The organism is Paenibacillus sp. URB8-2 (genome assembly GCF_013393385.1).
Taxonomy (GTDB): domain Bacteria; phylum Bacillota; class Bacilli; order Paenibacillales; family Paenibacillaceae; genus Paenibacillus_AQ.
In genome coordinates, this window is the sequence record NZ_AP023239.1 from 4,616,369 (window position 1) to 4,634,035 (window position 17,667).

Annotated in this window: 15 protein-coding genes and 1 pseudogene; 5 read left to right on the top strand and 11 right to left on the bottom strand. The window is 53.6% G+C overall.

Going from position 1 to position 17,667, the window contains the following annotated elements; all coding sequences use genetic code 11:
- Positions 1-33 precede the first annotated feature (33 nt).
- From PUR_RS21295 to PUR_RS21325, 7 genes are all read right to left on the bottom strand, one after another.
- A complete protein-coding gene (locus PUR_RS21295; protein WP_179036975.1) occupies positions 34-1,659 on the bottom strand; it encodes a putative polysaccharide biosynthesis protein in 1,626 nt (541 codons plus the stop codon).
- A 26-nt stretch (positions 1,660-1,685) separates the two neighbouring features.
- Complete coding sequence (locus PUR_RS21300) at positions 1,686-2,171, bottom strand: DUF456 domain-containing protein (protein ID WP_179036976.1); 486 nt, start codon at positions 2,169-2,171, stop codon at positions 1,686-1,688.
- A gap of 60 nt (positions 2,172-2,231) precedes the next feature.
- On the bottom strand, positions 2,232-3,002 hold the full coding sequence (locus tag PUR_RS21305; RefSeq protein ID WP_179036977.1) for a Cof-type HAD-IIB family hydrolase: 771 nt from the start codon (positions 3,000-3,002) through the stop codon (positions 2,232-2,234).
- Between the two features lie 22 nt (positions 3,003-3,024).
- Positions 3,025-5,115: a peptidoglycan D,D-transpeptidase FtsI family protein gene (locus PUR_RS21310; RefSeq protein WP_179036978.1), complete on the bottom strand. Its 2,091-nt coding sequence runs from the start codon at positions 5,113-5,115 to the stop codon at positions 3,025-3,027.
- A gap of 243 nt (positions 5,116-5,358) precedes the next feature.
- Complete coding sequence (locus PUR_RS21315) at positions 5,359-7,455, bottom strand: peptidoglycan D,D-transpeptidase FtsI family protein (protein WP_179036979.1); 2,097 nt, start codon at positions 7,453-7,455, stop codon at positions 5,359-5,361.
- A 37-nt stretch (positions 7,456-7,492) separates the two neighbouring features.
- Complete coding sequence (locus PUR_RS21320) at positions 7,493-8,635, bottom strand: transglutaminase domain-containing protein (RefSeq protein ID WP_179036980.1); 1,143 nt, start codon at positions 8,633-8,635, stop codon at positions 7,493-7,495.
- A gap of 58 nt (positions 8,636-8,693) precedes the next feature.
- Positions 8,694-9,131: a hypothetical protein gene (locus PUR_RS21325; RefSeq protein WP_179036981.1), complete on the bottom strand. Its 438-nt coding sequence runs from the start codon at positions 9,129-9,131 to the stop codon at positions 8,694-8,696.
- A gap of 308 nt (positions 9,132-9,439) precedes the next feature.
- Between PUR_RS21325 and PUR_RS21330 the strand changes: the two genes are divergently transcribed.
- From PUR_RS21330 to PUR_RS21335, 3 genes and pseudogenes are all read left to right on the top strand, one after another.
- Entirely contained in the window at positions 9,440-10,636 is a 1,197-nt protein-coding gene (locus tag PUR_RS21330) for an MFS transporter (RefSeq protein ID WP_179036982.1), read from the top strand.
- A gap of 196 nt (positions 10,637-10,832) precedes the next feature.
- Positions 10,833-10,908: pseudogene (locus PUR_RS26675) on the top strand (YjcZ family sporulation protein).
- 271 nt (positions 10,909-11,179) lie between these two features.
- The gene (locus PUR_RS21335) at positions 11,180-11,527 is read left to right on the top strand and encodes a toprim domain-containing protein (protein WP_179036983.1); all 348 of its coding nucleotides are present in this window, start codon (positions 11,180-11,182) and stop codon (positions 11,525-11,527) included.
- A 118-nt stretch (positions 11,528-11,645) separates the two neighbouring features.
- Here the strand turns inward: PUR_RS21335 and PUR_RS21340 are convergent, their stop codons facing one another.
- Together PUR_RS21340 and cyoE are read right to left on the bottom strand one after the other, a co-directional pair.
- The gene (locus PUR_RS21340) at positions 11,646-12,263 is read right to left on the bottom strand and encodes an SCO family protein (protein WP_179036984.1); all 618 of its coding nucleotides are present in this window, start codon (positions 12,261-12,263) and stop codon (positions 11,646-11,648) included.
- Between the two features lie 15 nt (positions 12,264-12,278).
- The gene (cyoE, locus tag PUR_RS21345) at positions 12,279-13,217 is read right to left on the bottom strand and encodes a heme o synthase (protein WP_179036985.1); all 939 of its coding nucleotides are present in this window, start codon (positions 13,215-13,217) and stop codon (positions 12,279-12,281) included.
- 260 nt (positions 13,218-13,477) lie between these two features.
- Here cyoE and PUR_RS21350 point away from each other — a divergent pair, with 260 nt between their 5' ends.
- Positions 13,478-14,482, top strand: coding sequence for a metal-dependent hydrolase (locus PUR_RS21350; protein WP_179036986.1), 1,005 nt, complete (start codon positions 13,478-13,480; stop codon positions 14,480-14,482).
- A 236-nt stretch (positions 14,483-14,718) separates the two neighbouring features.
- Here the strand turns inward: PUR_RS21350 and PUR_RS21355 are convergent, their stop codons facing one another.
- Entirely contained in the window at positions 14,719-15,939 is a 1,221-nt protein-coding gene (locus tag PUR_RS21355) for an IS110 family RNA-guided transposase (RefSeq protein WP_179036987.1), read from the bottom strand.
- A gap of 392 nt (positions 15,940-16,331) precedes the next feature.
- On the opposite strand from PUR_RS21355, the gene PUR_RS21360 reads away from it, so the two are divergent.
- Complete coding sequence (locus PUR_RS21360; protein WP_179036988.1) at positions 16,332-16,499, top strand: hypothetical protein; 168 nt, start codon at positions 16,332-16,334, stop codon at positions 16,497-16,499.
- Between the two features lie 10 nt (positions 16,500-16,509).
- Here the strand turns inward: PUR_RS21360 and trpS are convergent, their stop codons facing one another.
- On the bottom strand, positions 16,510-17,496 hold the full coding sequence (trpS, locus tag PUR_RS21365) for a tryptophan--tRNA ligase (protein ID WP_179036989.1): 987 nt from the start codon (positions 17,494-17,496) through the stop codon (positions 16,510-16,512).
- Between the last annotated feature and the right edge of the window lie 171 nt (positions 17,497-17,667).

The window sequence follows — 17,667 nt, forward strand, 5'->3', positions numbered from 1 at the left end:
TGAAGCAAAATGCGCTGCGGAAGTCAAATACTCCTAATCTCTTTCCCGCGCGCGCGACGGCTGCAGCTTCATGAGCGGGCTTAGCAGCTTCCGCACCGGACGAGGATAGCTCGCCAGTTCCTGAGCGCTTAATACGCCAAGAACAATCAGCATAACAAGATAAAGGATGACAACCGCCGCTCCTGCGGCCAGACAGGCAATGAGATAGGCCAGGCGCGCGTGCATCATTCCGGAAAGGGCGATCCCGGCCTCGTTCAGGCCGTAACCGGCCGCGCCCGATACAATCACAGCCAGCAGATATCCTCTCCAGCGCTTGCCCATAATCTCGAACGGCACGATGCTCCGAAGCAGCCGCAAATTGAGGGTGGTGATGACAATAAAGCACAGCGCCGTAGCGATAATAATGCCGTAGATGCCCATGAACCGGCTGAGCAGAACGCTTGCCGCCAGCTTTACGATAATCCCCGCCAGCACATAGAACATGGATATACGCGATTTGCCCATACCGAGCAGAATGGAGTTCGAAGTGGTCATCGTAATCTGAAAAATAGTTCCCAGCGTCAGCAGGGCAATCATGCCGCTGCCAGAGGGGCTCGTGAAGAGCAGCCCATTCACCGAGTAGGCCGCCACGACAAGCGACAACACGATCGGCGTTCCGGTCAGGATGGCGATGCGCATCGCGAGCGTGATCTGCCGCTTCAGGTGAACCTCGTCCCGTCTTGCGTAAGCCGCGGAAATAACCGGAATCAGCGAGGTACTGAGGGCGATCGCCAACACGGGCGGGATGCCCGCGATGCTCTGCGCCTTCTGGCCGAGAATGGCGAGCTGCCTAGTCGCCTCGCCGACGCCCACCTGCCCGCTGAGCAGCGGAACGATCAGGGAAGAGTCGATGAAATAGACCGCTTGAATCGTCATGGACGACAAAATGATCGGTATGGATAAGCTGAAAATATCTTTATAAATCCCGAACAGCGGCAGTTTGGCTTCCGTGGAGGCCTGGATTCCGCTGTGCTTGTCGCTCCGTCTCATCTTAATGGCGGCATACAGCATGATGGCGAAAGCCCCGATGCTGCCGAACACGCTGCCGAACGAGGCCCCCGCCGCCATAACCGGATTGCCGTACCCCTGATGAAGCAAGAGAAAAGCCAGCAGGATGGCCGTAAACACGCGGGCGATCTGCTCCACGATTTGCGAAATCCCGTTGGCCATCATATTGTTGCGGCCTTGCGAGTACCCACGCATCATCGCGATGGTGGGGAACAGCAGCAGCGCTGGGGCGATGGCCCGGATCGCCAGCGTGCTCTCCGGCACGCCCGCATGCTTCGCGAACAGCGGTGCGGTTATGTACAGCGCCGCGCTGATGATCACGCCGGCGACGGCGCCAAAAATAAGCGCGGCCTGGTAAACCTGGCGCGCTTCATCCGGACGGTTCAGGGCGTAGCGCTCTGAGACCATTTTGCTGAGCGTGCTGGGAATGCCCGCCGTGGCGAGCGTCAGCAGCATCAGATACACATTGTTGGCCTGCGAGAAGGCCGCATCCCCGACATCGTTGAACAAATGCTCAAGCGGAACCCGCTGAAAAATGCCAAGCACGCGCGCCACCAGCGCGGCGGCGGCGAGAATAATCGTGCCTTTGATAAAAGAATCCTTCTTCGACAATCTGTTTCCCCTACTTTGCAGTGAATTTAATACCGGCCGATCCAAATAAAGAAGAGGATGACCATAACGATTTGCAGCACGATTTTCACCACGGTGCTGCTGAACAGCCCGAGCATGGAGCCGGCGCTGACCTTGAGCGCTTTGCCCGGATTCGATCCGGCGATCATCTCGCCGATAAACGCTCCAAGAAGCGGCCCAATAATGAGGCCGAACGCGGGGATCACGAACGGTCCCGCGATCAGGCCGATTGTACTTCCGATAATGGAAGCGCGCGAACCGCCGAATTTTTTGACGCCCCATGCCCCCACGATATAGTCCGCAATGAACAGCGCGGCGACGATCAGCGTCTGGATAATCCAGAACAACGGCCCGAACGGCGCGAAGCCGAAGAACCAGCCGTAGACGAAGAAGGCAAAGTAAATCGCCAAAGCTCCCGGCAAAATCGGATAGACGGCTCCGGCCAAGCCGACGGCAAACAGTGCAATAATCAGAATCCAACCGAGAATAGTCAAGCTTGGTCCCTCCTGTATTTTATTGTCGGCGTGCCCTCATCCGCAGGCCCTTGCGTTAGATCACGGTCTGTGCTGGGAAGCCTCTACTTCATCAAGCAATAGGAAACGGCGGATGACTTCGGCGATTCCATCTTCGTTGTTCGTCGAGGTTACTGCGTCGGCTTCCTGCTTGATGGTATCCTGTGCATTGCCCATCGCAACGCCAAGGCCTGCCTGCTGAATCGCCGCCAGATCGTTCAGGCTGTCGCCGACCGCGACGACTTCCTCCATCTTGATGCCCAGCAAGCCGCACACTTCCTTGATTCCGGCCGCTTTATTCACGCCGAGCGGATTGATCTCGAGATTGTAAGGCGAGGAGTTGGTGATCTCCAGACCGCCCATGTCCTGCAGCTTCAGCAGCACCTGATGGCGGATATCGTTATCTTCCGTATGATAGCCGAACTTCAGCCACTCCCGCCCATCGATATCGCCGTCCCAGCTTTCCTTGTTATACACGCCATCGACGGCGTACGCCCAAAACCAGATGCCGGACTCAACCGCGATCTCGTGCATTTGTTTGACGAGCTCCGGGTCCATCATTGAACGGCGGTACAGCTCATGCGGCGCCCGCCACACTTCGCTGCCGTTCACCGTCACCATCGGCGTCTTGAGTCCAAGCTGCTCGGCGTAAGGATACGCGGAGTCGAAAGAACGTCCGGTGGACAAGCAGACATGGATGCCCGCGTCCACCGCCCGGTGAATCCATTTTACCGTGTCCGGTGTAATCACTTGTTCATCATTCAGCAGGGTCCCATCCATATCCAAAGCAAGCAGGCGGTATTTGGCAGTCATTGCCATCCCTCCATTTTCTATTTTATTTGTTTGTATCAGTCGTTTGATTCTGCTGCAAGCCCTTTTTCGGCACGCCGTTCAGCCCGTACTCCCAGTCGTAAGCGTCAAAAATCTTCCGCGCGACCGGCGCTGCGCTGTTCGAGCCAAAGCCCCCTTCGGGGATGACGACGGCAACGGCCAGCTTCGGATTCTCGCGCGGCGCATAAGCGATAAAGACGCCGTTGTCGAGGTTGGTTGCGATTTTTGTCTTTTTGTCAACATACGTCTGTTGCGAAGTTCCTGTCTTGCGAGCAAAATCGTAAGGGAAATTGTCAAATGCATTTATGTCACTGTTCATTCCGCGCTTAATTTCATTCCAATATGAGTCATCCATCTTGACGGTATTCAGCACCTCGCGTCCGAACGTCTTGACCACTTGCCCCGAGGAATTCGTGATTTTGCTGACAAGATGTGGTTTGATTCGCTCGCCTTTATTGGCCAACGTGGAAGCATACTGAGCAAGCTGAAGAGTTGTATAAGCACCCTGCTGACCGAACGAGGCATAGACCAAGGCAGACTGCACGCTTCCAGACTTCGCCTCTTTTGTATAGTTGATCTGACCCAAAAACTCTCGTGGCAGGTCAACGCCAGTCGATACGCCAAGACCAAACTCCTTCATATATTTATCCCATACATCGATGCCCTTGGAAGCATATTTTTCATACAGTCTCTTACCAACCATATCAACCATAAAGACGTTGGAGGAATGTTCAATAGCCAAAGCGGGGTCCATTCTGCCATAGACGTGGCCAGAGGCATTCCGAACCTTGGTTTCATGGCCGGCCTTACCGAAGGAAGTTATCCCCCTATCCGTGTACCAATCTGATGTTTTAAAGAGTCCCTCATTGAGACCAAGCAATACACTAAGCGGCTTGACGGTGGAGCCCATAAAAACGGTCGAGGAGAAGCCATGACCCGATCTGCCCGAAGAGTTCGGCGTTATTGCGCCGTTTTGATAATTGAACTCGATCTCATCCCAAATTTCCATAATTCTGCCGTCAGCCCACGCATTCGTATCGTAATCCGGAATGCTGGCCATGGCCACGATATTTCCGGTATCGACCTCCATCGCGACCGCGTAGCCCGTTATGGCATTGGGATGCGTCTTGCCCTGAACCGGGTGGGTATGCAGCCATTTGATCTGGTCCGTTATCGCCTGCTGGGTCTTGAGCTGCACATTTTTGTTGATCGTCATCCAGATGTCATTTCCCTTTACAGGAGGGACAACCTTCTCAATTTTTTCCGCCATGTTCTGCGGATTGATGGAAATCTCCTGGTATCCATTCTGCCCGCGAAGCTCACGCTGGTACTGAAGCTCAAGGCCGTCGAAACCGACGAACTCGTCGTCTTTGTAAGTCAGGCCCGCTGTCGGATTCTTCTTCATCGTGTTCAGAATGTTCTGGTAGATGGGAAGACTGTTGGAATTCTTGAACAGCTTGATATACCCGACGGTCTGGACAGCCACTGTATCCTTGTCGTAATGCCGCACGTTCTCTTCCACGACTTCCAGGCCCGGGTATTCATTCTTGTGCTCCATAAAATAAGCGACTTCCTTGGCGGAGAGTCCCACCTTGATCCGACGGGGAGTATAGCCGTTGTACTTCCTGTACTTTAGGTCAAGCGAATCTTTTACCTGTTCCTCTGTCAGCTCCTCCCCGCTCTTGTCGCCCATTTCATTGAATTTATTCACCAGATCCGCCGCCAGCTTGTCGACAGCGGCCTTCGCTTCCGGAGTAAAGTCCGTAATGCCGGTATCTTTGTCCGTCTTTTTGGCGGTGTATTCCTTGGTGAGCGTAATGTACAGTGACTGGACAGGGGAGGAGTAAGCGATCTTCTCGCCTCCGGCGGCGAGGATCGAACCCCGCATGGCGGCCAGCGGCACATCTTTCGTATCCCGGTTCGTCTCCACTTCGGACAGCGTCGGTCCTTCTACAAATTGCAGCACGGCAAGACGGATAATAATGACGCAAAAGATGACAAATGTGCTGAAAAAGAAAATATTGATCCGCAGCGCCAGGGTGCTTTTGCCGTTGGTCTCGTCCGAGGGCAAGACCTGTTTGGGAAAAAGGTTCACTTTGTTCTCTCCTTAATTATAGCATTAAAGAATACCCTATGAATCCCCGGGAAGCTGGTTAATGTCCAAGGAATTCATTTCCAAAGTAACCCATTTATTGTAACACAAGCACCGCTGCGTCTCTAATAATTTCAGCACATTTTCTGGTTAGTCATTAAAGAAAAAGACATCTTCCTTGTGTGGAGAAATACAAAGAAGATGTCCCCTCTCTTATCTACGATTTAAAGGCTGATGTCAGCTTCTTTAGTTCGTTCCCGTTGCGCTGCTCTCGCCAGGACTGCCGCTTTGACCTGCAGATTGCTGCTGGAGACTCTTCTTCGGCACACCGTCCAGCCCGTACTCCCAGTCGTATGCGTCAAAAATCTTCCGCGCGATCGGCGCTGCGCTGTTCGAGCCAAAGCCCCCTTCGGGGATGACAACGGCAACGGCCAGCTTCGGATTCTCGCGCGGCGCGTAGGCGATGAAGACGCCGTTGTCTTTTAATACACCTCTCGCCGCCTGCTGCGAGGTTCCCGTCTTGCGGGCAAAGTCGTAAGGGAATCCGTCAAACGCGCTGACGTCACTGTTCATGCCGCGCTTGACCTCATTCCAATAAGCATCATCCATTTTGACGGTATTCAGCACCTCGCGTCCAAACGTCTTGACCACTTTCCCCGAGGGATCCGTAATTTTGCTGACAAGATGCGGCTGGATCCGCTCACCCTTATTGGCCAGCGTAGAAGCATACTGGGCAAGTTGAAGTGTAGTATAAGCCCCCTGTTGACCGAAAGAGGCATAAACCAACGCTGCCTGGGCACTGCCTGCCGCCTTTAGATTCGTATAGTTGATTCTCCCCAGAAACTCATTGGGCAGATCAACTCCAGTCGATACACCTAGTCCAAACTCCTTCATATATTTGTCCCATACGTCGATGCCCTTGGAAGCATATTTCTCATACAGTCTCTTACCAACCATATCAACCATAAAGACGTTGGATGAATGTTCAATAGCCAAAGCGGGGTCCATTCTGCCATAGACGTGGCCAGAGGCATTCCGAACCTTCGTCTCATGGCCGGCCTTACCGAAGGAAGTAATCCCCCTATCCGTATACCATGTCGAGGTTGTAAACAGTCCCTCATTAAGCCCGATCAATACGCTTAGCGGCTTGACGGTGGAACCCATCAGAACGGTCGATTCAAAATTATTGCCCGATCTCCCGGACGAAAAGGGAGTAATCGTGCCATTCTGATAGTTGGTGATGTCCAGGATTTTCGAAATGCTGCCGTCCGTCCACGCATTCGTATCATAATCCGGCATGCTTGCCATAGCCACAATATTACCGGTGTCGACCTCCATAGCGACCGCGTAGCCCGTTATAGCGTCAGGATGCGTCCTTCCCTGAACGGCATGGGTATGCAGCCATTTGATCTGGTCCGTTATCGCCTGCTGGGTCTTGAGCTGCACATTTTTGTTGATCGTCATCCAGATGTCATTTCCCTTTACAGGAGGGGCAACCTTCTCAATTCTTTCCGCCATGTTCTGCGGATTGATGGAAATCTCCTGGTATCCATTCTGCCCGCGAAGCTCACGCTGGTACTGAAGCTCAAGGCCGTCGAAGCCGACGAATTCGTCGTCTTTGTAAGTCAGGCCCGCGGTCGGATCCTTTTTCATCGCGTTCAGAACGTTCTGGTAGATGTCAAGACTGTTGGAATTCTTGAACAGCTTGATATACCCGACCGTTTGCACAGCCACCGTATCCTTGTCATAATGCCGCACATTCTCTTCCACGACTTCCAAGCCAGGGTATTCATCCTTGTGCTCCATAAAAAATGCGACTTCCTTCGTGGAAAGTCCCACCTTGATCCGGCGGGGCGTATAGCCATTGTACTTTTTGAACTCCAAGTCGAACGAGTCCTTGACCTCTTGCACCGTTAGCTTTTGCTCGGTCGTGTCGCCCAGCCGATTGAACTTGTCCACCAGGTCAGCCGCCAATTTGTCGGCCTTCGCCTTGGCTTCCGGAGTAAAGTCCGTTTTGCCGGTATCCTTGTCCGTCTTTTTCGCGGTGTATTCCTTGGTCAGCGTAATGTACAGCGACTGCACGGGGGTGGAGTACGCGATTTTCTCGCCTCCGGCGGCGAGGATCGAACCCCGCATAGCGGCAAGCGGCACATCTTTCGTATCCCGGTTCGTCTCCACTTCGGTCAGCGTCGGGCCTTCCACGAATTGCAGTACCGCAAGACGGATAATAATTACGCAGAATATGACAAATGTGCTGAAAAAGAATACATTGATCCGCAGCGCCAGGGTGCTCTTGCTATTGGTCTCGTCCGAGGGCGAGACCTGTTTGCGAAAAAGGCTCACTTTGTTCTCTCCTTTATCATTAAAATCATATAAAAACTCAAAGCACACTTTCCTTGATATGCGTGGAGTCAAAATCCGGCGGATTGAACCAGTTTCCGCTCTTCGCCCAAGTGGAGTCCAAAGGAATCCACGCTTTCCGCTCGGCGATATAAACCTCGTTCCAGGCATGCGGCCCGTATCCTCCCTGCCCGTCATAGCCGCGGCCGGTCACCACCCGCACATCAAGGCCCTGCGAACGGGCCATTACGGCATACAGACGGGCATAGTCGATGCATACACCTAGCCGGGTATCGAAGGTATCCTGCGGGGTCTGCTCTTTCCATATTCTTTTCTGCTCATAATTCTCGGCTTTGGCATAATCGTAGGAAATCCTGCTGCCGACCCAATCGTAGAGCAGCCGTGCCTTCTTCTCGTCGTTCTCCGCCTTCCCGGCTATGTCCGACGCCGCCCCGGTGATATCGCTCGACACGTCCCGGTCGATAATTTCGTATTTGCGGCGGAGAATATCGTTCATCTCTGCGGCGACCGCCTTGGTCAGTACCGGCAGATGGTCCTGCACCGTGGTACCGGCCACAGGCTTGATCACGGATTCGACGCCCTGCCGGTACACCGGCGACTCTTCAACGTAGCGGGCCAACCCGCTGCTTGGACTCAGACCGGTTCCGACATAAAGCGCGATAATGATCAAGAGGCAGCGAGCGGCGCCTATGAAAAGTCCGATGCCCGCACCGCCCAAGCGGCTTGCTGCCGAGATTTTACGGCCCAGCAGCCCTGGCCGCCGGCTCCGGGGAAACGGCAGCAGTGGGGCCAGAAGCCCCAGGATGATCCGGATCAGGCTGTAGCCTATGATCAGCAGGAGCAGGAACCGCAGCAGCGGGAGTCCCGCAAGCGCCGACACGGCAGTGTAATAAATCTGCTGCCACTGTTTCAGTTCTCCTTCGGGGGCCGCCGTTCCCGCCGCCCACGTTTGAACATAGGGCGAGAAATACGCCGCTGCCAGCGCGGAGAGAATCAGCGCCGAAATCGTGGCAATGCCCGAACCGAGCAGTCCGAACAATCTGCCCGCGGATAAGGAAAATCCCCTGAACCAGCCTTGAACCAGCGAAAAGGCGGCAACAAGCAGCAAAATTAACGTGATAATATTGGCATCGCGCAGGCTCTGCAGCCATTCGTTCAACATGTCTTCCCTCCTGCTCTAACACCTTTCATGTCTTTAGCGGCATTCATTATTAATCAAGTTACTGAGCTTTACGCGCTTCATTGATGAAGCTCCCCAGCGTATCGTTCACGCTCCACTGCCCGAGGCTGACGCCGCGGAAGGTAACGTTCACTTTGTCCTCTCCGGCTTTGCCCTTCACCTCGATATTGGGCGTCGTAATGGTAAAGGTTCCGTCTCCATGCGAAGTGTAGACGGCGTCCTTAGCTTCTTTCAGCATCACTTCCTGGGCTTCGGTTTTCAGTGTGTCGACCGTTCCCTCTTTCACTTTGCTTACGGCATCTCCGATCTGATCTATCGTAACTCCGCTGTAAATGAACAATCCTGCGACAATAACAATGGCAATCGCCCATTTCAGCACTGTTTTGACCAAATTAACAACAGCGAACAGCAGCACAAGCCCGATAACGATAACGAGCCAATTTTCTCTGATAAATTGCGACCATACTTGAGTATCCATCAATCCTGCAACACACTCCTGTTACTCATTTGCCCCGGACTCCCGCTTGATAGGCGTTGTGCCACGGATATTCATTATTATACATGATCATTCGGCATATTACATAAATCCGCCGAGGGGTAACAACATTGTAAGCTTTGCTACGGGGAGTTCTACAGCGTTGTGAAAAAATCGGTATATGCCCATACGTCCTCACGTAAAGTACAAGTAGCGATTGTCCATGGCGCCTGTGATGGCGTTTCTTTCGTCCACATTCTCTCCGCCCTGACCTGGCAGGCCGGGGTCGGCTCTTGGAGGTGCAAAGCTGCTTGAAAACCGCACTCTGGCTTTACCTGTTCTTGTTCTTTGCCTACTTTGATCTGCATGCGCAGTATCCCATTCTGACCCCCTTCGCCATTTCGCTGGGCGCCGGGCCGGCCTTTATCGGCTGGATGATGGGAATGTATTCGCTCACCCATCTTCCCGGCAATCTGCTTGCCGGCGTACTGATCGACCGAAAGGGCAGCCGCCGCTACATCGTCTACAGCCTGGTCGCCGCCGGATTGATTTTGCTGCTCCAGGCCTATGCCCAGCTGCCATGGCATCTGCTGCTTCTCAGGGCGGCGAGCGGTTTTGCGCTCGCCTTCCTCTCTCCCGCCTGCATGTCGCTGCTTGCCTCGCTGTCAAGCGATTCGGTGAAGCAGGGGAAGTACATGTCCGGCCAGGGAATCGTGCATACGCTCGCTTCCGTCCTTTCGCCGGCGGCCGGCGCATTCATCGTGGCCAAAGCCGGTTTCTCCGGAACCTTTCAGAGCCTGGGCTGGCTGCTGATCGCCACTGGTGTTATGGCATTTTTCAGCGTACCCAAGGCCGCAAGGAAGCAGACGGCGCAGACGGTAAGCGCAGCGGCGGGGGACGGACGCACCGAAGCGTTGATTTCACCGGAAGCCGTCACAGCGAAGCCGATTCCCTTCCGGTATCTCCTGCTTCCATTCTTCATTGCCTCCGCTCAGGGCGTACTCTTCTTCGAGCTCCCCCTGTCGCAGGCCGGAAACGGAAACAAAGGCATTCTTTCGACGGGAATATTGCTTTCGCTGCTCAGCCTCGGCGCGCTTGTCACCCTGAGTATGCTGTTTCTGAACCGCCTCCCCGCCCTCTGGCGAATCAGCGCGGCGCTGCTCGGCATGGCGCTCTGCTTCTTCGGCCTTGCCGCCGTTCCCTTGATCCCTCCGGCGGTTGTATTGTTTCTAATGGGCACCGCAAAGGGCGTGCTGTTCCCCGCGATGGCTGCGCTGTTTATCAGCATCAGCGGTCCCGGGCGCCTGGGGCGGACCTTCTCGCTGCAGTCCATTGCGACTTCCCTCGGTGCCTTCGCCGGTCCTGTCGCCGCCGGACAGCTGCGGGGGCTCGTCTCGCCTTACTTCATCGCTTTCCTTCTGATAATGCTCGCGCTGCTGCTCATTCCTCGTCCCGGCTCAGGCAAGCTTTCCGCCTACCGCCCGGACTTGCAAGGCCCGGCAATCTGACCCGATGCAATCTGGCAGGCGCCCGAAAATTGAGTAACGTCCGTCTGCGGGATTATGGGCGGGGACACAAACCCGGTAGATAAATCGACATATAATACAAAGTAGTTAAGAATCCACTGTGAAAGAGAGTTGAATTACAAATGTCGAATCCCTGCTGCCCTAAGCCTATGGTTGCTCCGGTTCATACGGCTCCGGTGTGCCCGACTTCTACCGGTGTTATTCTGGTCCTCTACGTTCTGCTTGTCATCATCCTTAAAACTTGCTGGGTATAGGATACGAACTTTACTCTTCATAGCGTACACTCCAAGGAATCATCCGGTCTGCCTTCAGCATCCGGGTGATTTTTGCTGTATCAATGTACATATTTTAAGGTGCGAAACAAATTCCGCACATTGTCCGGAGGTTATGCGACATTTCCCGGGGAATGATTACAATCGCGCCGCCATTCTGTTAAAAATGACAAACGTTAGGTAATATATATTTAAGGCCCGGCTGCCTTTCATGCCGCGCTTTCATTATTCGGTCGGAGGTGACGCCGCTATCATGTCCATCACCATTATTGTCGAAGGAAAGAATGACCGCAGCCGCTTACGGCGTCTGCTGAAGCCCGAGATCGACATTCTATGCACCAATGGCACGCTCAATACGCTCAAGCTGGAGACCCTGCGCAAACAAGTCGGAGACAGCGAAGTCTACCTTTACATGGACAACGACAGCTCCGGCAAAAAAATACGCGGCGTCCTGCGCGACGCTTTTCCCGATGCGGAGCATATATACACCCGCCGCGGTTACGCCGGAGTCGAAGGCACTCCCGATGAATACAATATTGCGCAGCTGGAAAAGGCGGGATTGGAAGAGTTCATTATCTATCCCGATCCGCTTCCTTATTAAATTAAAGCAGCCTGTGCCTATATTCTCGAAAAAAACGCCTTTTTCGGCTCCTCCCTTCCTTGCGTAAAAGGGGAACGCGAAAAAAGCGCTTTTCGACGCCGCTTGCAGGTCCTGCTCGCTACTCGCGGGCCAGCTTTTTCACGGCATCGGCCAAAAATTCCGGGGTAACCCGGTCCGTATCGCCGGCATTGTACAGTGCGCGCAGCCGGTTCTCCCGGTCCACCAGCCCGATCAGGTTCGCGTGGGCGAAATTGTCCTTGTTGTTGCCCGCGATCAGAATTTTGAAGGAACCCGCCGCCAGATTGCGCACCTTCTCCTGATCCCCGCGCAGAAAGTACCAGCCGGCATAATCGGCGTGGAAACGATCGGCAAACGTCTTGATCCCCCCGCGCGTGTCGTTCTGCGGGTCGAATGAGATCGAGAGGAAGGCCGCGTCTTTGCCAAAGCTGCCGTCCTTGATCAGCAGGTCCTGCGTCTGCGACAGGGCAAAGGTTGTAATGGGACACACATCCGGACACTGGGTAAAAAAGAAATATACGAGCCGCACCTTGCCCTGAGTATCCGAAAGCGTAACCGTGTCACCGTTTACATTTTCAAGGGAGAAGTCCTGCACTTCCCCGATAACCGGAAGCTTCCCCGTCCGGGAAGCCCAAGAGCTTGCGACCAGATAGGCCGCCATGGCCAGCGCGAGCAGAAGCAGCAGCCAAGTCCATTTGTACCGTGAGAGGATGTGCATGATCTTCTCCCTCCATCATCCGTGAATCGTATTGAGCACCAAAGCGATCAGGCTGAGAGTTAAATAATTAATGGAGAAAAAGAAGTTCTGCTTCGCCCAGGCGTCATCATCCTTCGCTCTCAGACCATTCAGCGTCAGATAAAGCCAGGTAACGGAGAGCCCGGCGGAAATAATTAAATAAAAAATACCGGCGTAGTTGTACATATACATGAACACCGAAACCGGAACGAGCAGCGCAACATAGGGAATCATCTGAATCTTGGTGCGTCGCGTGCCTTTCACGACCGGAAGCAGCGGAAATCCCGCGGCACGGTATTCTTCCTTGCGGCGGATGCCGAGGGCCCAGAAATGGGGGGGCTGCCACAGGAACAGCATGGCGAACAGCAGCCAAGCGCCAAGATCGACCTTGCCCGTTACGGCGGCATAACCGATCACCGGCGGCATCGCGCCGGAAACGGCGCCGACCGAGGTGCTCCAGGTGGAGGTCCGCTTCAGCCAAAGGGTATAAACCACCACATAGACGAACATGCCGACGATGCCGAACAGACCCGCCAATACTCCGGAGAAGATAAACAGCGAGATCAGTCCGGCGATGCCGAGTCCTATAGCGTAGAGCAGAATCGTATTCGGCTTCAAACGGCCGGTCGGCAGACCGCGTTTCTTGGTCCGGTCCATTTTCATATCCAGATCGCGGTCGAAATAGTTATTGAACACACAGGCCGAAGCCATAACAAGCATCGTGCCGATCAGGGTCAGGATCAGTTTGCCGTAATCAACGTCCCAACCGGAAGCCAGCCAGTAGCCGGCGAACGCGGCGATGAGATTCGACCGGATAATGCCCGGTTTGGTAACCGTAATGAAATCGCGCCATGTGGCGTGTTCTGCTTCAGGGGGGAGCTTGGCGGACATGGCCGCGGAATCGGAAGAGGCTTGATATCTCCATTGATTATCCACGTATTCGAGTTCCTCCTTCAGGTTCCGCCTTCAAGACGGAACGTAATTGCAAGCCTGTTTCGCAGTCTTTTTTGGCGAATTATAGCTTTCCGCTGTTAACTTTATCATAACAAACCGCAAAATACTTTGACAATCATTGACCAAGATGTTCATCAATTTGACAATTGCGTGACGGGAAATATTTAAGTTGAACATAAATATTAAGGTGATAAAATGGGTAGTTATTAATAGAGAACTTCCGTACAAAGGAGAACTGCGCTATGGATACCGCTACACACTTTGTCATGGGTTTTGGACTTGCGGGGCTCTCCTTCGTCGATCCCGCCGTCGCCTCTCAGCCGATGCTGGCGGGAGCCGTCATGCTGGCGACTGTTATCGGTTCGCAGGCCCCCGATGCCGATACGGCCCTTCGCTTGAAGAGCAATGCGGTTTATATTCGAAATCACAGGGGGATTACGCACTCCCTTCCTTTCCTATTGCTCTGGCCCGGGTTGATCACACTTGTGCTTAGTCCGATTTTCGGACTAAGCGATATGCGCTCCATCAGCCATCTTGCCCTCTGGAGCTTTATTGCCGTAGCCGTTCACGTCTTTAGCGATGTGTTTAACACGTACGGCACTCAAGCGGCCCGGCCGATCACCGAACGCTGGATCGCCTGGAACATTATCCATATTTTCGATCCTTTTATTTTCGGCAGCCATTTTGCGGCCATCGCGCTGTGGGTTACGGGCCTTATCCCTCCGGCCCCTTTGTTCGTGACGCTGTACATCATCATCGTCCTGTATTACATTTGGAGAACCGTCGCGCATTTCCGGATCACCCGCAGCATTATGCTCAAGGACATCAAGCATGACCCGACCGACAAATATATCGTCATCCCCACGATAACGCCAAGACGTTGGAATGTCGTTAAGGCTAAAAAGGAAGGCGACTACTATGTCGGCCAGCTTAACTACGGACGTTTGGAGTGGTTCAAGCACGCGGTCAGTTCCCGGCATCCGGCTGTGGAACGCTCCAAGTCCCATCCGGATATTGAGGCTTTTCTCTACTTTACTTCCTATGCCGTCGCCGAGGTGGAAGAACTGCCTTCGGGTTATATTGTACGCTGGGGAGACGTCCGTTATTTGCACCGTAAGCAATTTCCCTTTGTCGCGGTGCTTGTCATGGATCACCAGTACCATCCGCTTCAGACTTATGTGGGCTGGCTCAGCAGCGAGAAGCTTGACGAGCGTTTCGCCATCGAGCCGGGTTCCATGAAAGTTTAGCCGTTTTCGCAGCATGTACGGAATCGCCGTTAAATGAGAGGACTTCCTATATGATCGTAAGAAGAAACGGCTTCGCCGTCCTCTGGAAGAGGAAGGCATCCGTTTCTCGTAAAAATATCAGATTAAGGATAAACGCGAAGCTTATACTTTCTGCCCTGAAAATTAAGTTGCTCCAGAACACTAAAAGTGTGCATACGAAAACAAACCCCAGATTGTATATTTTTTTGAATCAGCTGTCAGGCCGTTTGTTCCGTCAGATTCACTTGGTATCCTAAGGATTCTAATCGTTTGATGGAACGGTTCATCACCATGTCGCGGTTTCGTTGATCGAAATAATCAAATCCTAGTTCTTTATATTCTTGTTTTCGCGTTAACAAGATATAAACGATCGTCAGGATGCTATGTCCGACAGCCACTGCTGCCCTGTTTTTTCCTCGCCTGCCTGCGATCCGGTGATATTGGGCCGACAGGTAGGTATTCTTTTTTCGTCCCGCGGCTCGTGCCGCTTCCACCAGCGCACTTCGCAGTTTTTTGTTCCCTTTTCGGGTCTTCGCTGACCGCTTTTTCCCGGCACTTTCATCGTGACCTGGAGTCATTCCTGCCCAGGAACATAAATGTCCCGGACTTGGAAACCGTGTCATGTCGGTCCCGATTTCCGCCAGAATTTGTTCGGCGGTTCGCTTACCGACGCCGGGAATGGTATCCAATAACTTCAGGTCCTCTGCGAAAGGGGTCATTCGGCGTTCCACTTCTTCATCCAGTTCGGTGATTAACTCGTTCAATTGGTCGATATGCGACAGCTGTTTTTCCAGCATGAGCAGCTGATGCGGCCCCAAGCTACCTTCAAGCGCCAGTTTTAATTGCTCTTTCTTGGCCTTCAGCTTCTTTTGCGCGAAGTCAGCCAGGATCGATGGATCACTTTCTCCCTGAATCATCGCTTCCAGCATGTTCCGTCCAGATACGCCCAGCACATTGGAGGCCACCGACGAGAGTTTGATATTTCCACCTTCCAGCACCTTTTGCAGTCGGTTTACTTCCCGGGCTCGTTCTTCGATGATGCTTCGCCGGTAGCGAATAATTTCCCGTAGCTCACGCTGCTCCCGACCCGGAATATAGCTCCCTTGCACCAGTCCATGCCGGAGTAGCTTGGCAATCCATTCCGCATCCTTTACATCCGTTTTTCGCCCAGGCACCGCTTTGATATGCTGAGCGTTCACGACGATCGGCTTGACATCTTCCAGTTCAAGCAGGTTATAAATCGGTTTCCAGTAATCCCCGGTACTCTCCATCGCGACATGGCTGCACCGCTCGCTTTTGATCCAATCCACCAGATCGACCAGTCGTCTGGTCAGGGTTTCAAAACTTCGAATCTCCTTTCCTTTCGGGGTGATGATACATGCGGTGATGCTTTTCTTGTGCACATCCAATCCACAGCAACGTTCAATCAGGATTTCCATGCTTTGCTTCTCCTGCCTGCTGGCGTTAATTAAGGCTGGTGCAAAGACCAATGCTAAGGTTATTCTGCCCTGCGTGCTTCCCGAATGGGAGCAACAATCTGTGATGCACCGGGTCGATGGGGTCCGTCTGATATCCGGGTTCGTGACACCAAGAAAGTACGACCTACCTTCGCCAGCCCAGTAACCAGTATCGCCCATATTTTCATTATTCAGTGGTGCCGCGCAGCGGCATGGGAGTCTGATATTTCAAAAAAATCCCGGAGCAACGAGCGCTCCGGGATTTTTTCAGTATCAACCTGCCCTATTTCATTATAGAATAGTCTATTATTAGGCAGCCGCCTTGATCCCGATTGGGCAGCGTCAGGCCTGCCGCGAAACGGAGGCTCACTGCAATGAGTAAAGGACTTTCGTTATGGTTCGCGCTTTCTTCGATTCTGCTCCTCACCGCAGCTTCCATCGCCATCAGCTACCAGCTCTGGATCGCGCTTCTGCTGGGAGCGTTATGCGTGCTGAATATCGGCTGGGGATTCATCATCAAAGCCCGCAGACAAAGAGAATGATAACACAATGTTACCGTGCGGGCAGGAATCCCATCCGCTCCTTGACTCCGGCGAGCGTCACCGACGCCACGGCCCGGGCGCGCTCGGCGCCAGCGGCGAGGATGTCGGTAATGGCTCCGGAGCTTCGGATGTCGCGGTACCGCTCCTGAATCGGCTCAAGCGTCGCCACGATGACTTCGGCCAGATCTTTTTTGAACCCGCCGTACATCTGTCCTTCATACCGCTCGGTGATTTCCGCAAGGGACAGCCCGGAGCATTCCGAATAAATGCTCATTAAATTGCTGACTTCCGGCTTGTTGGCCGGGTCGTATATGACTTCCCGTCCGGAATCCGTGGTTGCCCGGCTGATTTTTTTGCGGATAACATCCGGAGAATCAAGCAGGGCGATATAACTGCCGGCGTTCGGGCTGCTCTTGCTCATCTTCTTCCGTCCGTCATCCAGCGACATGATCCGGGCCCCGACTTTCGGAATATACGGCTCCGGAATGGTGAAGAACTCGCCGTATCGGTGGTTGAAACGTCCCGCCAGATCGCGTGTCAGTTCCAGGTGCTGCTTCTGGTCTTCGCCCACCGGAACGAGATCCGCGTTGTACACGAGGATGTCGGCGGCCATTAGCGCAGGGTAGACGAACAATCCCGCGCCGACGTTGTCTTTCCCCGATGACTTGTCTTTAAACTGAGTCATCCGCTCCAATTCGCCCATCGCGGTGAGCGTTGTCATCAGCCAGCCCAGTTCGGCGTGCTGGGGCACATGCGACTGCAGATACACATTGGACCGGACGGGATCGATGCCCGAAGCGATGAACAGCGCGGCAACCGCCTCGGACTGCTCGCGCAAGCTGGCCGGTTCCTGCGGTACGGTAACGGCATGCAGGTCAACCACCATAAAATAACATTCATGCTCTTCCTGAAGCTTGACGAAATTTTTCATCGCGCCGATATAATTGCCGAGCGTCAGCGTGCCGCTGGGTTGAATGCCGGAAAGGACTTTTTTCATAGTATAACTCCTCCGATCAAATATCATGACTGTTCACAAAAGAACGCAAAAAAGCCTCACTCCGAAGGGACGTGAGACCGTGGTGCCACCCTTATTTGCCGCTTCAGCCTTTCCCGCGCTTACTTCCAAAGAAACATCGCGGAATGCTGCAAACAGCCTTAAGACTTCCTG